Origin of the sequence: Pseudomonas lyxosi (genome assembly GCF_047758685.1) — a bacterium.
In the GTDB taxonomy this organism is placed as follows: Bacteria; Pseudomonadota; Gammaproteobacteria; order Pseudomonadales; family Pseudomonadaceae; genus Aquipseudomonas; species Aquipseudomonas lyxosi.
In genome coordinates, this window is sequence record NZ_CP180481.1 from 215,559 (window position 1) to 235,013 (window position 19,455).

The window sequence follows — 19,455 nt, forward strand, 5'->3', positions numbered from 1 at the left end:
GTTCTTACAAGCGGACGACGATGGGAATGCTGTTCGCCCGAGAAAGTTTTGGGATTGGGGATTGGGGTTGGTGGGGTACATATCCGTTTCTGCGGTGATGGCTGATTACGGTTTCGCTTTTACAGCGACTCACTTTTCCAAACGCCGAAAAGTAAGCAAAAGGCTTTGCCCCTCCATTCGGTGCCTCGCTTAGGCTCGGCATGCCCTCACTCCGGCATTGCTCCGGGGGCCCGCCGCCATCGGCCATCCATGGCCGGGGGCGGCTACCGCGGCATCCTTGCCGCGGTGCCCCCTGCGCAACGCCTGCGTTCGGCCTCTGGGAAAGGGGCAACAGATCAAAAACCAAAGCCAAAGCCAAAGCCAAAGCAACGGCAACGGCAACGGCAACGGCAACGGCAACGGCAACGGCAACGGCAAGATCAACGTACAGCTTTTGCTTCTCACCACTCAACAGGCCGAGCGTTAGCTCGCCTGCAGCTTTTGATCTTGATGCTCCGCCGCCTCGAGAGGCCGAGTGGAGGTTCTGCGCAGTGGGCAACCCGGCATGGATGCCGGGTTAGCCGCCCCCGGCCATGGATGGCCGATGGCGGCGGGCCCACGGAGCAGGACCGGAGCGAGGGCATGCCGAGCCTAGGCGAGGCACCGAACGAAAGGGGCAAGAACCCTTTGGTTACTTTGGGGTTCTTTTCCAAAGTGACTCGCTGTAAAAGCGAAACCGTAATCAGCCATCACCGCAGAAACGGATATACACCCAATCTGAAGCACCGAAGCAACGCTCACCATTAGACGACGAAGGGACTTTAAACCTTGGGCGTTAAAGCTAGTCTGAAGAGTAAGCCTTACAACGGCTGCCGCCGGCGATTGCCGGACACTGACACTGCCTGCCACGAGCAGGTGCGCATTGAGGTCACTATGAAAATCCGCGAGCTTGCCCATCACTGGGAAGAAAACGCCAAGGGTCGTCTGACCGATACCGGATACTCGATTCATCTGGATGTGGAGGCCGCCGCACGGCTGGCGGCCATTATCGAAATGTACCCCAAACGACACCCCGAAGAACTGCTCGGCGAGCTGATCGGCGCAGCCCTGGAAGAGCTCGAAAAAAGCTTCCCATACGTAAAGGGCTCGACGGTTGTGGCCACCGACGAAGAAGGTGATCCGCTGTACGAAGACGTCGGTCCGACTCCGCGTTTTCTCGCATTGTCCCGCCGTCATTTGCACGATTTGTCGGCCGTCGACGACAAACAGAAACACTGATTACCGCACTTCTTTTCCCCTCCAAAAATGCGTATTCCTGGCCCCCTGCAGGGCCGGGAATACGGCTACTTGCGGTAAGAATTACCGGTTTAGAGCCTTGTCCGCCCGGTCAAAGTTTTTTCGGGCAATGGGCCATATTCTCTGAACTTTCGAAAAACGCCTCGGGTCACACCCATTAACCACGCCTGGGACGGCCGTTTTAAAACACCCCCGGAAATTGAAGGTTGCGGCTCCTTGCCCAGGATGGATTTTTAAGTTTTTCAGGAGTTTTTCCAATGGAGTTGAAGACCATGAAGACCCGAACTGCCAAATCCTCGTTTCCCCCTCTGCGTAGCCTGAAACTGGCTGCACTGGCCATCGGCAGCAGCTTCGTTCTGGCCGGTTGTGCCGGTAACCCGCCAAGCGAGCAATTCGCCGTGACGGAATCGGCGGTCAACAGCGCCGTCAGTGCCGGCGGTACCGAATTCGCGGCAGTGGAAATGAAGTCCGCGCAGGACAAGCTCAAACAAGCCGAAATCGCCATGCACGACAAAAAGTACGCCGAAGCCAAGGTCCTGGCCGAACAGGCCGAGTGGGACGCTCGCGTGGCTGAGCGCAAGGCCCAGGCCATCAAAGCTGAACAGGCTGTGAAGGACTCTCAGAAAGGTGTTCAAGAACTGCGTCAGGAAAGCCAGCGCACCGTTCAATAAGCGGCCGGCACGACGCACTTCTTACTCGACTAAAAGGACGAAACCACCATGCGTAAACAATTGATGATCCCTGCCCTGCTGGCCGCAAGCGTTGCACTGGCTGCCTGCTCCACACCGCCCAACGCGAACCTGGAACAGGCCCGAAGCAACTACACCGGCCTGCAAACCAACCCGCAAGCCAGCAAAGTCGCGGCGCTGGAAACCAAAGAAGCCAGCGATTACCTGGACAAGGCCGACAAGGCTTACCAGGACAAAGAGGACCAGGCCAAGGTCGATCAACTGGCTTACCTGACCAATCAACGTGTTGAAGTGGCGAAGCAGACCATCGCCCTGCGCAACGCCGAAGCCAATCTGAAAGATGCCTCTGCGCAACGTGCCCAGGCCCGTCTGGACGCACGCGACGCGCAGATCAAGCAATTGCAGAACAGCCTGAATGCCAAGCAGACCGATCGCGGCACGCTGGTGACGTTCGGTGACGTGCTGTTTGCCACTAACAAGGCCGAGCTGAAATCCAGTGGCCTGGTGAATATCAACAAACTGGCCCAGTTCCTTCAGGAAAACCCGGACCGTAAAGTGATTATCGAAGGCTACACCGACAGCACGGGCGCGCCGAACTACAACCAGTCGCTGTCCGAACGCCGTGCGACTTCCGTGCAAGTGGCCTTGATCAAGATGGGCGTAGATCCAGCGCGCATCGTGGCCCAGGGTTATGGCAAGGAATACCCGGTGGCCGAGAACACCAGCGTTTCGGGTCGTGCGATGAACCGTCGGGTGGAAGTGACCATTTCCAACGACAACCAGCCGGTGATCCCGCGTTCGGCGGTCAGCTCTAATTAAGCATCATCTGCTGAAACACAAAAGCCCCGCCTGAGTCGATCAGGCGGGGCTTTTGTTTTTAAGATTCGGGAACGCTACGGTTGCAGCTTCTGCGGGGTTTCCTCACCCATGCAGCGCACCGCTTTTTTCCTGTTATTGACCAACACGCCGCTCAGGCCTTTCTGTTCGGTGTCGAACATCACCAGCACGCCATCGATGCATTGCGCGACTTGCGGGGCCGGTTCCAGGGAGACTTTGTAGTCTTCACCCGGCACAGTCTTGAGCATGGTGAAGTCGCTGAGCAGCAGCGCATCTTCGGGTTTGGCGAAGTGCAGGTAGCCGTAGAACCACAGGGCTCCGACAGTGCCGAGGATGCTGCAGATACCGGTGATGATCAGCGGGATGGCGTTACGTTCTTCACTCATTGCGGACTCTCTGGTGGTTCATCTTCAGAATTTTTCGGCGCCGGGTAATTCGGGACTTCGCCCAGGCGGCGCAGACCGTTGAAATGCTGCGGGTCATCGAGAAAACGCAGCATGACTTTGCGCCAGACCGGGTCGGCGAACGTCTGCACATGACCGCCACGGGTCAGTTGCAGCACCCGCGGCGGCGGCGCAGCTTGATACAGACGGATGCCGTTGGAAAGGGGCACGATCGGATCATCGATGCTGTGGTAGATCAGTTTCGGCACGCCATTGAGCTGCGTCATGGAATGGATCGCGCTGTCGCCGTCCGGCACCAGCCAGGACAGCGGCACCTGAAACAGCCAGGTCAGCCAGGAATGGCTCAGGGCAAATTGACCGATACTGCGGTAACTGGCGGGCACGCCGTCGAGGACGAAGGCCTTGAGTTGTTTCTGGCGTTCGGGATGTTGAACCAGATAGTGCACGGCCATCGAACCGCCGAGGCTTTGCCCCAGGAGGATCAGCGGCTTGCCCTTGACCTCCGGCGCCTGATCGAGCCATTTGAACGCGGCGTCGATGTCCTGGTAGATCTCTGGCAGCGTCGGTTCACCTTCGGACAAACCGTAGCCGCGATAGTCCAGCAGCAACACTTGATACCCTTCTTTCGGTAACCACCAGCTCCCCCCAAGATGCATGGGCAGATTGCCGCCATTGCCGTGCAAATGCAGCACCGTGCCTTTGACCTCGACACCTTGTTTGGCCGGCAACCACCAGCCGTGCAGCTTGAGGCCATCGGCGGTGGTCAGGGTGACGTCGCGGTATTCGAGTTTGGCTTTTTCCGGGGTAAACAGCTGGCCTGGCTCGGGGTAGAACAGCAGCGAGCTGCAACCGCTCAAGGTCAGGAGAAGGCAGAAAAAGCCGAGGATTCTCATCCGATGAAACCTCATATTATTGATGATCGTTCCCACGCTCTGCGTGGGAATGCATTCCGTGACGCTCTGCGTCACAGTGGACGCAGAGCGTCCATGGCGGCATTCCCACGCGGAGCGTGGGAACGATCTGTATCAAAGGATATTGGAGTAATCCGCTTCGATCCGGTCCAGGCTCAGGTGATTGAGGAAGTTGGAGAAGCACATCCACGCCGACAGCGCGTTCAGGTCACGGAACTGATCCGGCAGATACTTCGGCGGCACCACCAACCCTTCATCCACCAACTGGCGCAAGGTGCGCATGTCTTCCAGCGTGGTCTTGCCGCAAAACAGCAGCGGTATCTGCTCAAGCTTGCCTTTACGCACGGCCAACTGAATGTAGTTGTAAACCATGATAAAGCCCTTGAGGTAGGACAAGTCTTTGGTGAATGGCAAACCTGTCGGCACCGAGCCACGGAAAACCCGACTGGCGTTGCCGTAGCTTTCCGCCATTTCAAAACCTTGCTCGCTGAAGAATTCAAAGATCTGCATGAAGTCCGCGCCCTCTTCCACCATGTGAATGGCGCGGGTGCGGTTGGTCAGTTTGCGCAGGCGACTTGGGTAGGAGGCGAAGGTGATGATTTCCATCAGGATCGCCAGGCCTTCCTGAGTGACCGTCGACGACGGCGGGCCTTTGGAGAGGAAGGTGCAGATCGGCTGGTTCAGACCATTGAGCGTGGTCCCCACATGCACCAGCCCTTCGTGGACTTCCAGAGCGCGCACGTCACGGTCGTTGAACATCGCGTCGGCGCGGATCTTGATGTAGTCGGCGCCAGCCGCGGCATCGGCGACGATCCCGTCGGACTCGAATACGCGAATGGTTTCCTCGGCCTCGCCGAATACCTTGTTCAAGCGGGTTTGCAGCAGGTGGACGGCTTCTTTGGCGGTGAGGATTTTCGGTTCGTCCTTCAGGTCGCCACGGCCATCGATATTGTTCAGGTAATCGGAGAGCATCAGGCCCAGGTCGGAAAGGGTCGGATCGCCGGCGTGGAACGCGTCGGAAGCGGCACCGTAAAGCTCTTGTGAAATCAGCCCGAAATCCTCGGTGCCGCGCGCTTCGAGCATGCGCACCACCATCCGGTATTCCTTGCACATGCGGCGCATGATCTGGCCAACCGGGTTGAACTGTCCGAGCTGACGGGTGATGTCGCGCTCGATGTTCTGGAATTCCAGCTTCACCTTGCTGGAATCGAACGCCAGCGGCCGGTTCAGGTAGTAATCACGGTCCACCGCCGGCATTTCCTTGCCCTTGGCCTTGAGGAAACCCTTGCGGATGTTGTCGTCCCACTTGACTGCATCGAGGACGCGAATCGGCGTCTGCGCCAGCACAATGCGATCGGACAACATGCGTATCGTCTGCTGGTAATCGTCCACCCGAAACTCCTGTAGAAAAACCGTTTACATGCTGGGTTTATTTGACTTTGGCCAGGCGCTGATAGCGCACGGCCTCGACGAACACATCGGAATTGGCCGGGTCGTCAAGGTAGGCGAAAACCTGGTCCAGATTGTTGTTGATCAACACGCCGTCGCCGTCGTCGGTCTGGAAGTCTTCGCCGCTGAGGACTTTTTGCCTCAGGGCCTGGTTGATCTGCTCGAGGTCGAGGTTATAGACCACCAGCTCATGCTTATCGGTGAGTTCAAATCCCAAGAGAGTGAAATGCCCACCGAATTGCGCCGGTACCTTGGCCGACAGGTACCAGCGACTGCCATGACGGGTCACCGTGAAGGGATAGGCTTCGCGCTCCTTGGGTTTGGCCTTGAAGTAGCTGACGGCCTGATAGTGATTGTCGCCCAGGCGCGTCAGCTCCAGATTCAGCGGCTCGCCCCAGGCGTTGGTGCTGGTCCATTTGCCGAGCAACCCTTTAGGCGCGGACTCGCTCGAGGGCAGCGGCTCCTTGAAGGTCACCAGACAGCCACTGAGCAGCAGGAACGACAAGGCGATCACAACGACACGCCAGGCTTTCATTCAACACTCCCTTTGAACACACTTCGCCTCATGATCGTTCCCACGCTCTGCGTGGGAATGCATCCAGTGACGCTCTGCGTCACGCCGGCAAGGGACGCGGAGCGTCCCGGGCGGCATTCCCACGCAGAGCGTGGGAACGATCTGAGAACCGGGTTACACCGACGCCAATACCAGGTGCATATACCGCGTGAGGATACCGAGCATTTCGGCTTCGGCGACAGGCTCGGCGTCGTTGAGCAGGCCCTGATATTCCATCCGTCCGATAATCGCCGTCAACACTTTGGCATCCTGTTGTGGCTCGCGGGAACCCAATACCTCGAAAAAATGGCAGGTGCCTTGCAGAAGAATTTGCTGATGCGAGCGCACCAACTCCGCCAGACGCGGGTTCAACAGCGCCTCCTGACGGAACGCCTGCTCGGCCATCAAGTGCTCGCGACGGTTGTGCAATTGGCGCTGCACATAATCGGCGGTCAGGCGTGCGATATCGTCGGCCAGCTGTGAACGCGACTCGGGGCTGCCATCGCCATAAGCAACCATCTCGCGCAGCAGGCCTTCGTTGCTGGCCCACAACTTGGCCATGAACGCCGCGCTGCGTTCCACGTATTGGGCAAAGGTATCGGTGAGCAGGTCATCGATATCCTTGAAATAGTAAGTGGTGGCCGACAGCGGCACTCCGGCCTCGGCGGCCACCGCGCGGTGACGCACGGCCCGCACGCCATCGCGCACGACAATGCGCATCGCCGCATCGAGAATATCCTGTCGACGCTGTTCACTGCCCTGTCGGCTGGCCTTGCGACCCTGGTACTGAACACTTTCAGCGACCGCAGTGGCGACGTCCGCTGCACCCTCTTGAGCAATTGCACGGTTCACGACAGGTATTCCTCTCTAACGTCAAAAGTAACCAATTGATACGTTTGTACCAGACAGGCAATAAAAAGCCGCCTGTTTTAGGCGGCTTTTTTATTGAAACACTTACGCTTGTGGCCGCATGTGCGGGAACAGGATCACGTCGCGGATCGACGGGGAGTTGGTCAACAGCATCACCAGACGGTCGATGCCGATACCTTCACCGGCCGTTGGCGGCATGCCGTACTCCAGCGCGCGAACGAAGTCGGCGTCGTAATGCATGGCTTCATCGTCGCCAGCGTCCTTGTCGGCCACCTGCGCCATGAAGCGCTCGGCCTGGTCTTCCGCGTCGTTCAACTCGGAGTAGGCGTTGGCGATTTCGCGGCCACCGATGAACAGTTCGAAACGGTCGGTGACGTTCGGGTTGTCGTCGTTACGACGGGCCAGCGGCGACACTTCGAACGGGTATTGAGTGATGAAGTGCGGTTGCTCCAGCTTGTGCTCGACCAGCTCTTCGAAAATCATCACCTGCAATTTGCCCAGACCTTCGAAGCCCAGCACCTTGGCGCCGGCCTTCTTGGCAATGGCACGGGCCTTGTCGATGTCGTTCAGGTCGTCAGCGGTCAGCTCAGGGTTGTACTTGAGGATCGAGTCGAACACCGACAGACGCACGAACGGTTCGCCGAAGTGGAACACTTTGTCGCCGTAAGGCACGTCGGTGCTGCCCAGAACCAGCTGCGCCAGTTCGCGGAACAGCTCTTCGGTCAGGTCCATGTTGTCTTCGTAGTCGGCGTAAGCCTGGTAGAACTCCAACATGGTGAATTCAGGGTTGTGACGAGTCGAAACGCCTTCGTTACGGAAGTTGCGGTTGATCTCGAACACCTTTTCAAAACCACCGACCACCAGACGCTTGAGGTACAGCTCCGGCGCGATGCGCAGGTACATGTCCATGTCCAGGGCGTTATGGTGTGTTTCGAACGGCTTGGCCGCTGCACCGCCTGGAATGGTTTGCAGCATTGGTGTTTCGACTTCCAGGAAGTCTCGCTTCATCAGGAAGCTGCGGATGTGCGCGATGACTTGCGAACGAACGCGGAAAGTCTGGCGCACGTCTTCGTTGACGATCAGGTCAACGTAACGCTGACGATAACGGGATTCGGTGTCGGTCAGGCCGTGGTGCTTGTCCGGCAGTGGGCGCAGGGATTTGGTCAGCAGGCGCACGCTGGTCATTTCGACGTACAGGTCGCCCTTGCCGGAACGGGCCAGGGTGCCTTCGGCGGCGATGATGTCGCCCAGGTCCCAGGTTTTCACCGCAGCCAGGGTTTCTTCGGACAGGGTTTTACGGTTGACGTAAACCTGAATGCGACCGGACATGTCCTGGATCACCATGAACGAGCCACGGTTGAGCATGAGACGACCAGCAACCTTGACCGGGATTGCAGCCTCTGCCAGCTCTTCCTTGGTCTTGTCCGCGTACTGTTTCTGCAAGTCTTCGCAGTAGTTGTCGCGACGGAAGTCGTTCGGGAAGGCATTGCCCTTGGCGCGCTCGGCAGCCAGCTTTTCCTTGCGCAGGGCGATCAGGGAGTTTTCTTCCTGTTGCAGGGCTTGCGGGTCGAGTTCTAGGTCGCTCATGTCTTTAAAAATTCCATCACAGGTTCGTTGCCCCCACCGGTGGCAGGGGACTTAAGGTCTTGACTGGCGGTTTACAGGCCTTGCTTCAGGCTGGCCACCAGGTATTCGTCGATGTCGCCGTCGAGCACCTTGTCGCAGTCACTGCGTTCGATGTTAGTGCGCAAATCCTTGATTCGCGACGCATCGAGCACGTAAGAGCGAATCTGGTGACCCCAGCCGATGTCCGACTTGGTGTCTTCCAGGGCTTGGGAGGCGGCGTTGCGTTTCTGCACTTCCTGCTCGTACAAGCGCGCCCGCAACATTTTCATCGCGGTGTCTTTGTTGGCGTGCTGGGAGCGTTCGTTCTGGCAGCTGACCACAGTGTTGGTCGGTACGTGGGTAATACGTACGGCCGAGTCGGTGGTGTTTACGTGCTGGCCACCGGCACCGGAGGAGCGGTAGGTGTCGATGCGCAGGTCCGACGGGTTGATGTCGATTTCGATGTTGTCATCGATTTCCGGCGACACGAATACGGCCGAGAACGAGGTGTGGCGACGGTTGCCGGAGTCGAAAGGACTCTTGCGCACCAGACGGTGCACGCCGATTTCCGTACGCAACCAGCCAAAGGCGTATTCGCCCTTGATATGCACGGTGGCGCCCTTGATCCCGGCGACTTCACCGGCAGACAGCTCCATGATGGTCGCGTCGAAACCGCGTTTGTCGGCCCAGCGCAGGTACATGCGCAGCAGGATGTTGGCCCAGTCCTGGGCCTCGGTGCCGCCGGAGCCGGCCTGGATGTCCAGGTAGGCGTTGTTGGCGTCCATCTCACCGCTGAACATGCGGCGGAATTCGAGTTTTTCCAGGGACTCGCGCAGGCGCTCGACTTCGGCAGCGACGTCATCGACGGCAGCCTGGTCTTCTTCTTCGGCGGACATCAGCAGCAGGTCCTTGGCATCGGCCAGACCGCTGTGCATTTCGTCGAGGGTTTCGACGATCTGGGCCAGCAGCGATCGCTCGCGGCCCAGTTCCTGAGCGTACGACGGGTTGTTCCAGACAGACGGATCTTCAAGCTCGCGATTGACTTCAGTCAGACGCTCATGCTTTTGATCGTAGTCAAAGATACCCCCGAATAGTTTCGGAGCGCTCGGACAGGTCCTTGATACTGTTAAGGATCGGGTTGATTTCCATGGCGGGCAGCACTCGTTGGCGAACTTTTGAAAGCCGGCGAGTATAACGTAATCAGACTGTCACGGCAGCCCGCCTGGCGGCTTTAGCGGTGAATGGTTTTGGCTAAACGGCGAACACTTGTAGCAGCTGCCGAGCCCGCGAGGCTGCGTTCGGCTGCGAAGCAGTCGTAAAACCGGACAACGCGGTCATTCAGGCAAACCGCGTGTACAGGGTTGGCGAGGACTTCGTCCTCGAACGCAGCCTCGCGCTGCTCGGCAGCTGCTACAGGGCGCCGTATAACCTTATTCGATCCCAACCTGATTACGCCCATTGTTCTTCGCCAGATACAGCCCCTTGTCCGCCGCCGAGATCAATTGACGGCAATCGCCACCCGGTTGCGGGGTCATGGTCGACAGACCGATGCTGATGGTCAGGCTTGAACCTTCGGCCGGGAAAATGTGCGGGATCTTCAACGCAGCCACGGTCTGGCGAAGTTTTTCCGCCACCAGTCGCGCGCCGCCCGGCGAAGTATTGGGCAGCACCAGGACGAATTCTTCGCCGCCGTAACGGGCTGGCAGGTCCGAAGGCCGCGCACTGGCATCACGAATCGCCGTGGCCACTTTGCGCAGGGCTTCATCGCCTTCAAGGTGGCCGAAGCTGTCGTTGTAGGACTTGAAGTAGTCGACATCGATCATCAGCAGCGACAGTTGACTCTGGTCACGCAGCGAACGGCGCCACTCAAGCTCCAGGTATTCGTCGAAATGCCGGCGGTTCGACAGCCCGGTCAGGCCGTCTGAGTTCATCAAGCGTTGCAGCACCAGGTTGGTGTCGAGCAACTGCTGCTGGCTGACCCGCAACGCGCGGTAAGCGGCGTCACGCTGCAGCAACGTCATGTAGGAGCGCGAGTGATAGCGGATGCGCGCCACCAGTTCGATGTTGTCCGGCAACTTCACCAGGTAATCATTGGCCCCGGCAGCAAACGCCGCGCTTTTGATCAGCGGGTCTTCCTTGGTCGACAGGACAATGATCGGGATGTCCTTGGTCGCCGGATGGTTGCGGTACTCGCGCACCAGGCTCAAGCCGTCAAGACCGGGCATCACCAGATCCTGGAGGATCACCGTCGGTTTGATCCGGATCGCCTGGGCGATGGCCTGGTGCGGGTCGGCACAGAAGTGGAAGTCGATGTTATCTTCGTTCGACAACCCGCGGCGCACCGCCTCGCCGATCATTGCCTGATCGTCCACCAACAACACCATGGCGGCGTTTTCGTCGGTTTTAAAGTCGTCGAGCTGTAAATCATTCATAGGCAGTCACCTGAGTACTACTTGAGCCAGATTGCTGTGAAAAGTCTTCATTTGGGGAAAATCTCCAGCAATCGTGGCGCTATCTTTTCCAATGGGCGAATCTCCACAGCGGCGTCGATGGCCGCTGCCGCCTTCGGCATGCCGTACACCGCGCTGCTGTTCTGATCCTGAGCGATGGTCAGGTAGCCCTGTTGGCGCATGAGTTTAAGCCCCCGTGCGCCATCGCGTCCCATGCCGGTTAGCAAAACACCCACGGCATCGCCATTCCAGTAATTGGCCACACTCTCGAAGAACACATCGATCGAGGGCCGGTAGATCTCGTTGACCGGTTCGGCGGTGTAGGCCAGCGTGCCGTTTTTCAACAAGCGAATATGGTGATTGGTGCCCGCCAGCAGCACCGAGCCGGCCTGCGGAGGCTCGCCTTCCTGGGCCAGGCGCACGTTCAGGCCGCTGGCGCTGCTGAGCCATTCGGCCATGCCGGCGGCGAATACCTGGTCAACATGCTGCACCAGCACGATGGCGGCCGAAAAATCTCGCGGCAGCCCCTTGAGCAATACTTCCAGCGCGGCCGGCCCACCTGCCGATGAGCCAATGGCGATCAGGCGCTGGCGCGAAGCCGAACTGCGCAGCGGGCTCGGGGCGGCTCGTTCCCGATTGCCCCGGTCACCGATCAGCCAACCGATGTTGATGATCTTGCGCAGTAACGGGGCTGCTGCCTCTTGGGCATTGCCGGCACCGATGGCCGGCGTGTCGACCACATCCAGCGCTCCGTGGCCCATGGCCTCAAACACCCGATGCACGTTCTGCTCGCGGTCGACCGTAACGATGACAATCGCGCACGGCGTACCAGCCATGATCCGCCGGGTCGCCTCCACGCCATCCATCACCGGCATGATCAGGTCCATCAGGATCAGATCCGGCGTATTTTCAGCGCAACGCTGCACCGCCTCGGCCCCATTACTGGCGACCCAGACCACCTCGTGCGCCGGATCGAAGGCCAGGGCGCGGCGCAGGGCCTCCACCGCCATGGGCATGTCGTTGACGATCGCTATTCTCATGCACGCGCTCCTCCAATGAGCTCAACCACCGCGTCAAGCAGGGCGTCGTCATGAAAACTGGCTTTGGCTAGATAATAGTCGGCTCCAGCGTCCAGTCCACGGCGACGGTCCTCTTCACGATCCTTGTAAGACACCACCATAACCGGAAGGGATTGCAGGCGATTGTCCCGGCGCAATAAAGACACCAGTTCGATACCATCCATGCGCGGCATATCGATGTCGGTGATCAGCAGATCGAAACTCTCCGAACGCAGGGCGTTCCAGCCGTCCATACCGTCCACCGCCACCGCCACGTCGTAGCCGCGATTGAGTAGCAACTTGCGTTGCAGCTCACGCACGGTCAGCGAATCGTCGACCACCAGAATCCGTTTTCGAGCCGCTTCAACCGCCTGGCTGCCTTGACGGGCAATGCGCTCAAGACGCCCGGTATTGAGCAGTTTGTCCACCGACCGCAGCATGTCTTCGACGTCGACGATCAGTACCACCGAACCATCGTCGAGCAAGGCCCCGGCGGAAATATCCTGCACCTTGCCCAGACGCTCATCCAGCGGCAAAACGACCAACGTCCGCTCGCCGATAAAACGCTCGACCGCCACGCCGTAAATTGCCTCGCGTTCGCGAATCACCACCACTTTGAGGGTTTGCTGACTGTTCTGGCTCGCCGGACGCTGCAACAGCTGACTGGCCGCGACCAGCCCGACATGCCGGCCTTCGTGCCAGAAATGCTGACGGCCTTCGACCTGGACGATGTCCGCCGGCTCCAGGTCGCACATCCGTTCGATGTGGGCCAACGGGAAGGCATACGCCTCGTCACCGACTTCCACCACCAGACTGCGCACCACCGACAGGGTCAGCGGCACTTCGAGATGAAAGCGACTGCCCTCGCCCGCCACCTGCTCCAGCACGACCGCGCCGCGCACCTGGCGGACCATGTGCTGGACCGCATCCAGACCGACGCCGCGCCCGGAGACTTCGGTGACAGTGTCGCGCAGGCTGAAACCCGGCAGAAACAGGAAGGTCAGCAGCTCTTCTTCACTCAACTGCGCGGCGGTTTCTGCCGGGGACAATTGGCGTTCGATGATGCTGCGGCGGACCTTTTCCAGATCGACGCCATTGCCGTCATCGCTCAGTTCCAGCACCAACAGACCGGCTTGATGGGAGACGCGCAAACAGATCAGACCTTCAGCGGGCTTGCCCGCCAATAGCCGTTGCTCCGGGGATTCGATGCCGTGATCCACGGCATTGCGCAGCAGGTGAGTCAGCGGCGCTTCAAGCTTTTCCAACACGTCGCGGTCGACCTGGGTTTTCTCGCCCTCGATTTCCAGTCGCACCTGTTTGCCGAGGTTGCGACCGAGGTCGCGGACCATGCGCTCTTGCCCGGTCAACACATCGGCAAACGGCCGCATGCGGCAGGCCAGCGCGGTGTCGTACAACACTTGCGCCCGTTGACTGGCCTGCCAGGCGAACTCATCCAGTTCGGCGTTCTTTTCCACCAGCAATTGCTGAGACTCAGCCAGTAGCCGACGAGCGTCTTCGAGGGCTTCTTGTGCTTCCAGACTCAAGGCATGTTCCTTGAGGTGGACGTTGAGGTTTTCCAGGGCCCGCAGGCCGTTGTTCTGCATACGCTTGAGGCGTTGCATGGTGGCCAGGTGCGGTTTGAGCCGCAGGGTTTCCACCAGGGATTTGCTCGACAGATCAAGCAGGCTGTTCAGGCGTTCGGCCGTGACTCGCAGTACCCGCTCGCCGTTTTCGGTGGTGCGTTTAGTTTTGGGCGTTGGCTCGGCGGGCGCTGCCGGCGGGGCTTCGGTGGCGGCCGGCATGGGCGGCTCAACCTTGGGCGTCGGCGGTTCCAGCTGAAGTTCTGCCATCGGCGGCGCGATGGGGGTAGCCGCCATGTGTTCAAGCAGCCGTCCCATCAAGACGACGTAAGCTTCAATATCCGCAGGCGCCGGAGCGTTGCCCGGCGTCGCAATTCGCATCAGCAGATCGGTGCCTTGTAACAGTGCATCAATGTATTCGGGCCGCAGGTACAGACGCCCTTCCTGGGCGCTGACCAGGTAATCCTCCATCACATGGGCAACGCGGACCCCGGCATCGACCCCGACAATCCGCGCCGCGCCCTTGAGCGAGTGGGCCGCGCGCATGCACGACTCGAGGTAATCGGCCTGGGTCGGATCGCGCTCCAGCGCCAAAAGGCCTGCGCTCAGCACCAGCGTCTGGGCCTCGGCTTCCAGACTGAACAGTTCCAGCAAAGAGGCGTCGCGCATTTGCTCGGGGGTCATGTAAGGCTCCGGGTCACGGCGGACAGCAGCTGTTCTTCATCCAGCCACCGCAGGCTGCGACCTTTGAATTGCAACACGCCACGGGTGTATTTGCCGCTGGCCTGCGTACCGGAGCGGGACGCCGCGTCGAGGATACGTTCGTCGATGGCGTGAATCCCGTCCACTTCATCCACCGGCACCACCACCGGCCCGCCGTGGGCGGCGATGATCAGCATGCGCGGCATGACCCGCGCGCCGGACGCCACGCTGCTGGCACCGTCGAGCCCCAGTAATTCCACCAGCGACAGGCACGCCACTAACGCGCCGCGCACATTCGCCACGCCGAGCAAAGCCCGGGAGCGTTGGTGCGGCAAGGAATGAATCGCTTGCAGCGGCGCCACTTCCACCAGACTGCGAGTGGCCAGGGCCAGCCACTCTTCGCCCAGGCGGAACATCAGCAGCGAACGGGTTTTCATCTCGCTCTCGACCGCCGTAGAGACTTGCCCGCGGTCTTCCTGCTGCAACGCGTAGCGGTCGAGCAAGCGCGTCGCCGCGGCCGAATACACCGCGCAATTGCGGCAGTGAATGTGATCGCTCAGCAGCGGGCAGGACTTGTCGCCGTGGACACCGATGCGGTTCCAGCAGTCGTCGATGGCCAGCGCATCTTCATGGGTGAGGCTAAAGGTATCGGCGACGTTCATCGTTTACGCTCACTGTCAGCGGCGCGCTCGCTGCGGGCGGCGCGGTCCTGCAATCGTCTGGCTCCCGCCGTGTCGCCCAAGGATTGCAGCAACGCCGCCAGGTGCATCAACGCGTCGGGATGTTGCGGGTCGAGGTACAACGCCTTGCGATAAAAACCCTGAGCCTCAAGGACTCTGCCGGCGACATCGCTGAGCAGGCCCAGCCAGTAAAAGACTTGGGCCACGGGCTCGTGACTGCGCAAATAGCTATCGCACGCGGCGCGGGCCTCGGCACTTTTGCCTTCGTTGGCCAGCGCAGCAATGTTCGCCAGCAGCGTGGCGGCGTCCGGGTTAGCGGTTTTCGTCGCAGCAGGTAACGGTGTCACTGTTGCGAAGGGCCGGCTGCGAACGGGCGGCGGTGCCACGCTGCGCACCGGTTGGCGCACGGGCAGAGACGTCGGAACGAACGTCGCAATGGGCGCAGGCTCTGGTGCGCTCTGCCGACTGAACGCAAAGGACTGCGGGATGCCGATCGAACGCATGCCAAAACGGCCGAGCAAACTGCCCTCGGCCGGGCCGATAAACAACACACCGTCGAAATGGGTCAGACGCTTGAGCACTTCGAACACTTGCTGCTGGGTCGGCTGATCGAAATAGATCAGCAGGTTGCGGCAAAACACAAAGTCATAGGGTGGCTCGTTGGCCAGCAACACCGGATCCAGCAAATTGCCGACCTGCAAACGCACTTGTTCGAGCACTCGCCCGCTGAGGCGATAGCCCTCCTCGCCTTCGGCGGTGAAATGCCGGTCGCGAAAGGCGATGTCCTGGCCACGGAACGAATTCTTGCCGTACAGCGCGCGCCGGGCTTTTTCCACCGACAACGGGCTGACGTCCATGCCTTCGACCTTGAACTGGTGCGGCTGTAACCCCGTATCAAGCAACGCCATGGCGATGGAGTACGGCTCTTCACCGGTGGAACACGGCAGGCTGAGAATCCGCAGCGCGCGCATGTTGTTGATGTCGCTCAGGCGTTTGGCGGCCAGTTTCGCCAACGTGGCGAAGGATTCCGGGTAACGGAAAAACCAGGTCTCGGGGACAATCACCGCTTCGATCAGCGCCTGCTGCTCGTCCTGCGAACCCTGCAAGGTGTGCCAGTACTCATCGGCCGTCAGCGCTTTGGATGCCGTGCTGCGCTGGCGCACCGCACGCTCGATGATCGCAGGTCCCACCGACGTCACGTCGAGACCGATGCGCTCTTTGAGGAAGTCGAAAAACCGCTGATCGCTGCTCATGGCCGCTCCTCAAGCAGCGCCAGGTTCAGAGGCTGCGGCGGAAACAGCAGCTCGCGAACCTGATCGTCGAGTAAGTCGGCGACCCGCACCCATTGCAGCAAACCCTGGGCATCTTCACGCACCGGCCCGAGGTATGGCGCCTGGCGATTGTCCAGGCCATAGGGCTGAAAATCCGCCGGGTTGCAGCGCAAGGTATCGGTGGCCTGCTCGAGAATCAGCCCGAGCAATTGCGCCTCAGCGAACTCATCCGGACGATAATTGACCAGCACCAGGCGCGTGCTGGTGCGGGCCTGGGCCGGTTGGCCGAACGTCAGTGCACTGAGGTCGATCACCGGCACCACCGCGCCGCGGTAGGCGAACACACCGGCCACCCATTCCGGCGCGCGGGGAATCGGTTTCAACGGCAGACGCGGCAGCACTTCCGCCACCTCGATGGCCTGCAAGGCATAGCGTTCGCTGCCGATGCGGAACACCAGAAACAATGATTGCAGCGCCGGCTTCACGGCGATGCGTTTGGCCGTGGGTTCGCTCATCAGACTTTGAATCGCGAAACGCCACTACGAAGCCCTACGGCCACCTGGCTCAATTCGTCGATGGCGAAACTGGCCTGGCGCAGGGACTCGACGGTCTGGCTGCTGGCATCGCCCAACTGTACCAGCGCGTGGTTGATCTGCTCCGCGCCCGTGGCCTGGGCCTGCATGCCTTCGTTGACCATCAACACCCGCGGCGCCAGCGCCTGAACCTGATGGATGATCTGCGACAGTTGCTCGCCGATTTGCTGCACCTCGGACATGCCGCGGCGCACTTCTTCAGAGAACTTGTCCATGCCCATCACCCCGGCCGACACTGCCGACTGGATCTCGCGCACCATCTGCTCGATGTCGTACGTGGCAACGGCGGTCTGGTCCGCCAGGCGCCGCACCTCAGTGGCGACCACGGCAAAACCGCGGCCGTATTCACCGGCCTTTTCGGCCTCAATCGCCGCGTTGAGCGACAGCAGATTGGTCTGGTCGGCGACCTTGACGATGGTCACCACCACCTGATTGATGTTGCCGGCCTTCTCATTGAGGATCGCCAGTTTCGCGTTGACCAGATCGGCCGCGCCCATCACTGAGTGCATGGTCTCTTCCATCCGCGCCAGGCCTTGCTGCCCGGAACCGGCGAGTACCGAGGCCTGATCGGCGGCGGTGGACACTTCAATCATCGTGCGCACCAGATCCCGCGAAGTGGCCGCAATCTCACGGGACGTCGCGCCGATTTCGGTGGTGGTGGCGGCGGTTTCGGTGGCGGTGGCTTGCTGTTGCTTGGAGGTGGCGGCGATCTCGGTCACCGAGGTGGTGACCTGCACCGAGGAACGCTGGGCCTGGGACACCAGGGACGTCAGCTCGGTCATCATGTCGTTGAAGCCGGTTTCCACGGCGCCGAATTCGTCCTTGCGCGCCAGGTTGAGACGACTGCTGAGATCGCCGGTACGCATTATTTCGAGGATCTGCACAATGCGGTTCATCGGCGCCATGATCGCGCGCATCAACAAAAGGCCACACAACCCGGCACTAATGACGGCGACCAGCAACGAAATGCCCATGATCAGCTTCGCCGCTGCTACCGATGAAATGATCGAGTCAGTGGCCGCCTCAGCCGCCTCCCGGTTGAATTCAATGAGTTCATCCAGATGTTTGCGGCCGGCAGCCCATGCCGGGGTCATCTGTTCGGCGAGTATGCGACGGGCCTGTTCGAAGTCCTTTTGCTGGTAGGCATCGAGTACCGCTTCGAGCAGCTTGTCATATTGTTCGTGCAGCTTTTCAAACTCGTCGAATCTTTCCTGATCATCTTTCTCGAAAATGGTACTCCGGTAGCTGGCCATCGCGCGTTGCAGCCTTTCCTCAATACTCTTGTACAGATCCTTGTCAGCCTGGGTCATGACTCGACCGCCACCCAGCCCGATCAGTTGCTGGGTCAGCACGTAATCATCGACCCAGGCACCGCGAATCAGGGAACTGTAGTGAATCCCGGGAACACTGTCCGTGCGCACAACGCTCTCGCTGGACTCAATCGACAGTAACCGGGAATACGACACGACAACCATCAGCAACATGATGGCGATAATCACCGCAAAGCTCGCCAAGATGCGTTGGCGCAACGTCCAGTTCTTCACAGTCAGTCCTCGGGAGACATTTCAAATGCTGCGGAGTATAGCCGAGGGTGGGGCTGCATCTAGAAAGGGTTGCGCGCCACTTCTCATCCCCGGCAAAAACAGCCGGAATTGGCCCTTTGGTGGGTATGTAGCGCGGCTGAAGGCGCCTTCGCGATCCGACTTGCCCGCGAAGGCGGCCTGAACGGTTACAGGGAAGCCTGGCGAACCTGCTTCTCCAACTCAGCCTTCAACCCCGGTTCAAGCTTCAACTGACGTGCAAGCTCATCGAGGTAGGACTTCTCCATGAAGCTCTCCTCATCCACCAGCATTACGCTGGCGATGTACATCTCAGCGGCCATTTCCGGCGTGCTGGCAGCGCGGGCCACCTCCGTCGGGTCGAGCGGCTTGCTGAGTTCGGCATGCAGCCACTGCTGCAATTCCTGATCGTTGTCGAGCTTGGTGAATTCGCCTTCTATCAATGCACGCTCGCGTTCATCAACGTGGCCATCGGCTTTGGCCGCCGCAACCAGCGCCTTGAGTATCGCCTGGCTGTGCAACTCGACTTGCGCTGGCGGCAGACGGTCGAGTGTCTGCGGTTCAGTCTTCGGCGCGGTGCCCTGCTGGGCCTGCCAATTACCATAGGCCTTGTAGGCAATGACGCCGAGCGCCGCGAGGCCGCCGTAGATGGCGACTTTGCCGCCGACGTTGCGTGCCTTTTTGCTGCCGAGCAACAGGCCCATGGCACCCGCCGCCAACGCCCCGCCGCCAGCGCCCGAAAGCAAACTGCCGAGGCCGCCCGAACCACCGCTGCCGCCGAGCAATCCGCCCAGGCCACCGCCGGAGGTCTTGTTTTGTGAGCCGCCGGCCTTGTTCTGCATCATCTCCTGACCGGACTTGAGTAGCTGATCGAGCAATCCACGCGTATTCATTTGCCGCCTCCAAAAAGGGGTTAACCGGATCAATAAGGCCACCAGCCTAGATCGAAAGTGCCCGGCATTCGGGGGC

18 protein-coding genes are annotated in these 19,455 nt (G+C 60.1%); 3 read left to right on the forward strand and 15 right to left on the reverse strand.

The window, feature by feature from the left end:
- The first annotated feature begins 912 nt into the window (after window positions 1–912).
- The 3 genes from ACMXYI_RS01035 (at window position 913) to ACMXYI_RS01045 (ending at window position 2,783) form a co-directional block, all read left to right on the forward strand.
- Complete coding sequence (locus tag ACMXYI_RS01035) at window positions 913–1,257, forward strand: pilin assembly protein (protein ID WP_415759296.1); 345 nt, start codon at window positions 913–915, stop codon at window positions 1,255–1,257.
- Between the two features lie 275 nt (window positions 1,258–1,532).
- Window positions 1,533–1,946 (forward strand): DUF4398 domain-containing protein, encoded by a 414-nt coding sequence (locus ACMXYI_RS01040; RefSeq protein WP_415771159.1) that lies wholly within the window; start codon window positions 1,533–1,535, stop codon window positions 1,944–1,946.
- Window positions 1,947–1,994: 48 nt separating this feature from the next.
- Window positions 1,995–2,783, forward strand: a complete 789-nt coding sequence (locus tag ACMXYI_RS01045; protein ID WP_415771161.1) for an OmpA family protein — start codon at window positions 1,995–1,997, stop codon at window positions 2,781–2,783.
- A gap of 74 nt (window positions 2,784–2,857) precedes the next feature.
- Here the strand turns inward: ACMXYI_RS01045 and ACMXYI_RS01050 are convergent, their stop codons facing one another.
- From ACMXYI_RS01050 to ACMXYI_RS01120, 15 genes are all read right to left on the reverse strand, one after another.
- Window positions 2,858–3,187 carry a hypothetical protein gene (locus ACMXYI_RS01050; protein WP_415771163.1) on the reverse strand — a complete coding sequence of 110 codons (330 nt, stop codon included), beginning with the start codon at window positions 3,185–3,187 and terminating at the stop codon, window positions 2,858–2,860.
- Window positions 3,184–4,098 (reverse strand): alpha/beta hydrolase, encoded by a 915-nt coding sequence (locus tag ACMXYI_RS01055; RefSeq protein WP_415771165.1) that lies wholly within the window; start codon window positions 4,096–4,098, stop codon window positions 3,184–3,186. Before ACMXYI_RS01055 ends, ACMXYI_RS01050 begins: the two co-directional genes overlap by 4 nt.
- Window positions 4,099–4,230: 132 nt before the next feature.
- Complete coding sequence (locus ACMXYI_RS01060) at window positions 4,231–5,481, reverse strand: flavohemoglobin expression-modulating QEGLA motif protein (protein WP_415774007.1); 1,251 nt, start codon at window positions 5,479–5,481, stop codon at window positions 4,231–4,233.
- Between the two features lie 64 nt (window positions 5,482–5,545).
- Window positions 5,546–6,100 carry a hypothetical protein gene (locus tag ACMXYI_RS01065; RefSeq protein WP_415771167.1) on the reverse strand — a complete coding sequence of 185 codons (555 nt, stop codon included), beginning with the start codon at window positions 6,098–6,100 and terminating at the stop codon, window positions 5,546–5,548.
- A gap of 153 nt (window positions 6,101–6,253) precedes the next feature.
- A complete protein-coding gene (locus ACMXYI_RS01070) occupies window positions 6,254–6,970 on the reverse strand; it encodes a TetR/AcrR family transcriptional regulator (RefSeq protein ID WP_046048164.1) in 717 nt (238 codons plus the stop codon).
- 102 nt (window positions 6,971–7,072) lie between these two features.
- Window positions 7,073–8,575 carry a lysine--tRNA ligase gene (lysS, locus tag ACMXYI_RS01075; protein ID WP_415771169.1) on the reverse strand — a complete coding sequence of 501 codons (1,503 nt, stop codon included), beginning with the start codon at window positions 8,573–8,575 and terminating at the stop codon, window positions 7,073–7,075.
- 71 nt (window positions 8,576–8,646) lie between these two features.
- Window positions 8,647–9,742 (reverse strand): peptide chain release factor 2 gene (prfB, locus tag ACMXYI_RS01080; RefSeq protein WP_095920368.1). Its coding sequence is split into 2 segments (ribosomal slippage): window positions 8,647–9,669 and window positions 9,671–9,742, totalling 1,095 coding nucleotides; the frame shifts between segments, so codons are not numbered across the junction.
- A 281-nt stretch (window positions 9,743–10,023) separates the two neighbouring features.
- The gene (locus tag ACMXYI_RS01085; protein WP_415771171.1) at window positions 10,024–11,025 is read right to left on the reverse strand and encodes a diguanylate cyclase domain-containing protein; all 1,002 of its coding nucleotides are present in this window, start codon (window positions 11,023–11,025) and stop codon (window positions 10,024–10,026) included.
- A 47-nt stretch (window positions 11,026–11,072) separates the two neighbouring features.
- Window positions 11,073–12,083, reverse strand: a complete 1,011-nt coding sequence (locus tag ACMXYI_RS01090; protein WP_415771172.1) for a chemotaxis response regulator protein-glutamate methylesterase — start codon at window positions 12,081–12,083, stop codon at window positions 11,073–11,075.
- Window positions 12,080–14,365 carry a hybrid sensor histidine kinase/response regulator gene (locus tag ACMXYI_RS01095; protein WP_415771174.1) on the reverse strand — a complete coding sequence of 762 codons (2,286 nt, stop codon included), beginning with the start codon at window positions 14,363–14,365 and terminating at the stop codon, window positions 12,080–12,082. Before ACMXYI_RS01095 ends, ACMXYI_RS01090 begins: the two co-directional genes overlap by 4 nt.
- Window positions 14,362–15,045 (reverse strand): chemotaxis protein CheW, encoded by a 684-nt coding sequence (locus ACMXYI_RS01100; RefSeq protein ID WP_415771176.1) that lies wholly within the window; start codon window positions 15,043–15,045, stop codon window positions 14,362–14,364. Before ACMXYI_RS01100 ends, ACMXYI_RS01095 begins: the two co-directional genes overlap by 4 nt.
- Window positions 15,042–16,316 carry a CheR family methyltransferase gene (locus tag ACMXYI_RS01105; protein ID WP_415771177.1) on the reverse strand — a complete coding sequence of 425 codons (1,275 nt, stop codon included), beginning with the start codon at window positions 16,314–16,316 and terminating at the stop codon, window positions 15,042–15,044. The genes ACMXYI_RS01100 and ACMXYI_RS01105 overlap by 4 nt, the downstream gene beginning before the upstream one ends.
- On the reverse strand, window positions 16,313–16,849 hold the full coding sequence (locus ACMXYI_RS01110; protein WP_415771179.1) for a chemotaxis protein CheW: 537 nt from the start codon (window positions 16,847–16,849) through the stop codon (window positions 16,313–16,315). Before ACMXYI_RS01110 ends, ACMXYI_RS01105 begins: the two co-directional genes overlap by 4 nt.
- Window positions 16,849–18,471 carry a methyl-accepting chemotaxis protein gene (locus ACMXYI_RS01115; RefSeq protein ID WP_415771180.1) on the reverse strand — a complete coding sequence of 541 codons (1,623 nt, stop codon included), beginning with the start codon at window positions 18,469–18,471 and terminating at the stop codon, window positions 16,849–16,851. The genes ACMXYI_RS01110 and ACMXYI_RS01115 overlap by 1 nt, the downstream gene beginning before the upstream one ends.
- 185 nt (window positions 18,472–18,656) lie before the next feature.
- Window positions 18,657–19,379 carry a tellurite resistance TerB family protein gene (locus ACMXYI_RS01120; protein ID WP_415771181.1) on the reverse strand — a complete coding sequence of 241 codons (723 nt, stop codon included), beginning with the start codon at window positions 19,377–19,379 and terminating at the stop codon, window positions 18,657–18,659.
- Window positions 19,380–19,455 lie beyond the last annotated feature (76 nt).